This is a genomic window from Spirulina sp. 06S082 (assembly GCF_034932145.1).
GTDB lineage: Bacteria > Cyanobacteriota > Cyanobacteriia > Cyanobacteriales > Spirulinaceae > CCY15215.
Genome location: NZ_JAYGHV010000219.1, coordinates 1 through 4649 on the forward strand (window position 1 = coordinate 1; position 4649 = coordinate 4649).

The following is a 4649-nucleotide window of genomic DNA, read 5'->3' on the forward strand; positions in this document are numbered from 1 at the left end:
ATCTGGCATCAGTATTGCGATCGCCCTCGTCAAGTTTCCACTACCGACACGATGCAAGGGTCTTATTTGGGACCGCATTTTAGCAATGAGGAAATTCGTCAATATCTCGATGATGTGGGGGCAAAATATAAGACTCTTAATGATGAGGAATTAATGCCAGAATTGGCAGATATTTTAGCTAAAGGAAATGTAGTGGGTTGGTTTCAAGGTCCCATGGAATTCGGTCCCCGCGCCCTCGGAAATCGCTCTATTATTGGCGATCCTCGCAATACCGAAATGCAGTCTACCATGAATTTAAAAATTAAATATCGCGAGTCTTTTCGTCCTTTTGCACCCTCGGTTTTAGCGGAACGAGTTTCCGATTATTTTGCTTTGGATCGCCAGAGTCCTTATATGTTATTAGTTGCCCCTGTGCGAGAAGAATTACATTCTCCCATGACAGAAGAACAGCAACAACTATTTGGGATCGAAAAGTTAAATATTCCTCGTTCTACCCTTCCTGCTATTACTCATGTAGACTATTCTGCAAGAGTACAAACCGTACACAAAGAAACCAATCCTCGCTATTACGATCTCCTGAGTCATTTTGAAGCCAAAACGGGGTGCGGTGTTTTGGTGAATACGTCTTTTAATGTTCGAGGGGAACCCATCGTTTGTACTCCTGAAGATGCCTATCGCTGTTTCATGCGAACAGAAATGGACTATTTAGTTCTAGAAAACTTCTTACTAGCAAAACCCGACCAACCTCAATGGCAAAAAAACGAGTCGTGGCGAGATGAATTTGAGTTAGATTAAGAAAATTTTTGCTACGATATCCTTAAATTTCAAAAAACCCGAATCTAAACATTACACTCTGATAAATCATGATCTTTCCTAAAATTCCCTTAACTCAATTTGCTTTAAATGCTAGTAAACTCTCCTTTTTCTTTGCTTGTTTCCTAGGAGGAGAGGCGATCGCGCAAACTCTTCCTCTCACGGAAAATCTCATTAATTTGGATTCTCCAGAAGGAGAAAGTTTACTGTTTGCAAGTCAAGCAAGGCGCGATTATCTCCCTCTTAGCGTGCAGTTTGTCAGTCAAGATAATCTGGCTTATTGTGGGGTTGCTAGTATGATTATGGTTCTCAATGCTTTAGGAATTGAAGCCCCAGAAGCACCCGAATATAACACCTATCGAGTCTTTACCCAAGAGAACTTTTTCAATAATCCCAAAACCCAAGCAGTGCTTCCCAAAGAAACAGTGATGCAGCAGGGAATGACTTTGGCAGAATTGACAGGATTTTTGCAAAGTTATGGACTTGATACCAACACTTATCATGGTGGAGAAATCTCCTTGGCAGAATTTCGCCAGCGCATTATTACTAATTTAGGACAACCCGATAATTTTGTTTTAGTGAATTATCTTCGCAGCGAAATTGGTCAAGAAAGAGGCGGCCATATTTCCCCCATCGCAGCTTACAATGAAGAAAGCGATCGCTTCCTCATTCTCGATGTTGCGCGATACAAATATCCCCCTATTTGGGTCAGTGTCGAGGAACTTTGGCATTCTACCAATACCATTGATTCGACATCAGGAAAAACGCGCGGCTTTGTTTTAATTAGCAAGTAATAATCTCTTTTGAGTTAACAATAATGACTTTAGAATTGAGCCAAAAGAAAAAAGAAATGCGCCAATTTGGAATGCTTTTGGGAACATTTATTCCGCTTCTCTTTGGCTTAATTTTGCCTTGGTTGTGGGGTCATGGTTTTCCCATATTACCTTGGATATTGGGGGGAGTATTTTGGTTTCTGGCGATCGCCTTTCCTCCTTCTCTCCAACCTGTCTATAAAATATGGATGAAAATTGCCGAAATTCTCGCTTGGATCAATTCTCGTATTATTCTGGGAATTATCTTTTTTGCGATCGTTACCCCAATGGGGTTTATAATGCGTCTGATGCAGCGAGATCCAATGGCGAGGAAATGCGATCGCCAAGCGGAAACTTATCGCGTTAGCAGCCAAAAACGCAGCCGAGAAAGCATGGAGAATCCTTACTAATGCTAGATTTAATTCAAGACCTTTGGGGCTTTTTAAAAGAACGCAAAAAATATTGGCTTGCGCCTTTAATTATTACTTTGGTATTATTAGGAGCATTAATTGTCTTTACTCAAGGATCCGCGATCGCGCCTTTTATTTACACGCTGTTTTGAATTAAGTTTGCAGAAAAATTGACCGAGTATGATAAATTAACAGCGTGTATTATCCTGTCTCCTTTTTGCAGGAAATTTTTCTCCAAAATCAAAATTTTTAGATTGGCGATCGCCCATGAAATTAAAACAATTTCTTATTACCCTTAAAAGTTACACTGCGATCGGTCTGATTACATTAGTTTTCCTAGAAATTGCTTTCCAATTTTCTAGTCTCAAACCTTTGCAAAATTTGTCAGGATTCAATAACTTATATAAAGTATCCGATCGCGATAAATTCGGCGATAGTGCCTGTGGTTCTTATTGGTGGAAATCTCAATTTATCAAACGCTATGAAAGCGATCGCGGACTCATTCGCGATGCCAGATTACACGATACCCATACTACTCGCGGCTGGACTCCTAGACCCAATCTATCTGTTACTATTGATAATATTAAGTATACAACCAATCAACAAGGTCATCGTGCCTTAAAAGATTATAAACCAAACCCAGAACAGTATACAGTTTTAGTGGTGGGAGACTCCTATACTTTTGGCATTGATACCGATGATTCTTTTCTGTGGACAAATCTTTTGCAAGCCAAAGACCAACGATTAAATATTATTAACTTAGGAGTCGGCGGCTATGGATTAGACCAAATTTATATTACCTTAAAAGAAACAATCAAAACTTATCAACCCGATCTCGTAATTGCTGCTTTCATTTCTGACGATATTTTTCGGATGCGCTTTGACTTCAGAGATTATAAAAAGCCAATATTAAAAATCAAAGGAGATGAATTGATTGTAAAAAATACTCCCATTGGTAGTTTAGAAGAAACATATCAAGAAATTAAACGAGAATTAAAATGGACGACAATTCCAGTCCTAAAACTCGATGATGTTGTTTATAACTTGTCCATTTCTTGCCGAGAAGTAAATTATCAATTACCAAGTAAAGTTTTTCTAGAAATGCAAGAAATTGCTCGACAAGAAAAGGCTGATTTTCTCTTGACATACCTTGCCAGTAACCCAGAAGTTGAAAACCCCAATCATACAAGCTATGGAGAAAAAGTCTTCCGGCAATTTATCTTAGAAAATGAAGTAAATTCTTTGAATACCCGCCCTTATTTTTTAGCAGGAAACAAAGCCGGAAAAAATTATAGTGGCGGACATTATCAAAAATCCGAGTCTATTTTGGTCAGAGATATCATTTATGATAAAATAAAAGACTCAAAATCTTTTCAAACATTTATTGCCGATCGCGTTTCCCCATCCCCTTAACTTGAATGCCTCTAGTCGCCTCTGTCACTGTTCCCGCAACTACTGCCAATCTCGGCCCCGGTTTTGATTGTATCGGTGTTGCTTTAACCTTATACAATCAATTTGAGTTTATCTGTCTGGAAGAACCCGACGCGCCACCTGTTAAAATCAATGTACCCGGTACTCACTCTTCTTTAATCAGTAAAGATAAAACAAATTTAGTTTATCAAGCATTTACGAAACTTTACGAACACCTCGACCAAGATCCGCCTTCTGTAGAGATTACCCTCAAAATGAGTATCCCCTTGGCACGAGGCTTAGGGAGTTCTGCCACTGCAATTATCGGGGGACTATTGGGAGCAAATCAATTGGCGGGAACACCTTTAAGTGATATCGAGATTTTGCAATTGGCGATCGCCATTGAAGGACATCCCGATAATATTGTCCCCGCCTTATTAGGAGGATGTCGCCTTGCTACCGCTAGTCAAAACGAACTCGGTATGAGTTGGCAAATTTGCGATATTCCTTGGCATGAAAGCATTATTCCTACGATCGCAGTACCCAATTTTACCCTGTCAACCGAAAAAGCGCGATCGGTTCTTCCCCTTGAAGTCAGTCGCAGTGATGCAATTTTTAATATTTCTCGTATGGGATTACTTCTAAGAGGGTTAGAAAAAGGAGATGAAAAATGGTTGCGGACGGCACTACAAGATAAAATTCATCAACCTTATCGTCAAATTTTGATTCCAGGTTATAAAGCAGTACAAAAAGCGGCCATAGAAGCTGGTGCTTATGGTATGGTGATTAGTGGGGCTGGTCCTTCTTTACTCGCTTTAACCCATTTTCAGAAAGCAAAAGAAGTTGCTGCTGCTATGTCAGAAGCATGGAATGGGGAAGGAATTAACGCACAAGCGCGTCCTCTGAACATTGATACAAACGGGGCCAGGAGTCGCCGAGAAATGGTTACTCGTCGGATGCGGTAGAAATTTAGAAAAGTAGATGAGATTGTTTTTTGAGATTGCACTTCCCAAAATCCGCTCGAATTTGCTACACTATCATCTAGTATTGCAAGAAGAGTTATAATCCAAACAAAACCTATTATTTGTATGGTGATGTAACTATTGTCATGCTTCTGTAGCTCAATTGGTAGAGCACCTCACTTGTAATGAGGGGGTTGCAGGTTCAAGTCCTGTCAGAAGCCTTCCTACCATTATAGATAAAC

The 4649-nt window shown here is 39.8% G+C and carries 6 protein-coding genes and 1 tRNA gene; all 7 read left to right on the forward strand.

Annotated features, from left to right (window positions below; genetic code table 11):
* Positions 1–795: carbamoyltransferase C-terminal domain-containing protein (locus VB714_RS14630; RefSeq protein ID WP_323225348.1), on the forward strand; the 795-nt coding region annotated here is incomplete at its 5' end.
* Between the two features lie 68 nt (positions 796–863).
* Complete coding sequence (locus tag VB714_RS14635; RefSeq protein WP_323225349.1) at positions 864–1607, forward strand: phytochelatin synthase family protein; 744 nt, start codon at positions 864–866, stop codon at positions 1605–1607.
* A gap of 23 nt (positions 1608–1630) precedes the next feature.
* Positions 1631–2035, forward strand: a complete 405-nt coding sequence (locus tag VB714_RS14640) for an SxtJ family membrane protein (RefSeq protein ID WP_323225351.1) — start codon at positions 1631–1633, stop codon at positions 2033–2035.
* Positions 2035–2187 (forward strand): DUF5989 family protein, encoded by a 153-nt coding sequence (locus VB714_RS14645; RefSeq protein WP_323225352.1) that lies wholly within the window; start codon positions 2035–2037, stop codon positions 2185–2187. Before VB714_RS14640 ends, VB714_RS14645 begins: the two co-directional genes overlap by 1 nt.
* A gap of 115 nt (positions 2188–2302) precedes the next feature.
* Complete coding sequence (locus VB714_RS14650; RefSeq protein WP_323225353.1) at positions 2303–3448, forward strand: hypothetical protein; 1146 nt, start codon at positions 2303–2305, stop codon at positions 3446–3448.
* A gap of 5 nt (positions 3449–3453) precedes the next feature.
* Complete coding sequence (thrB, locus tag VB714_RS14655; protein ID WP_323225354.1) at positions 3454–4410, forward strand: homoserine kinase; 957 nt, start codon at positions 3454–3456, stop codon at positions 4408–4410.
* Between the two features lie 145 nt (positions 4411–4555).
* A tRNA-Thr gene (locus VB714_RS14660) sits at positions 4556–4628 on the forward strand.
* Positions 4629–4649: the final 21 nt, after the last annotated feature.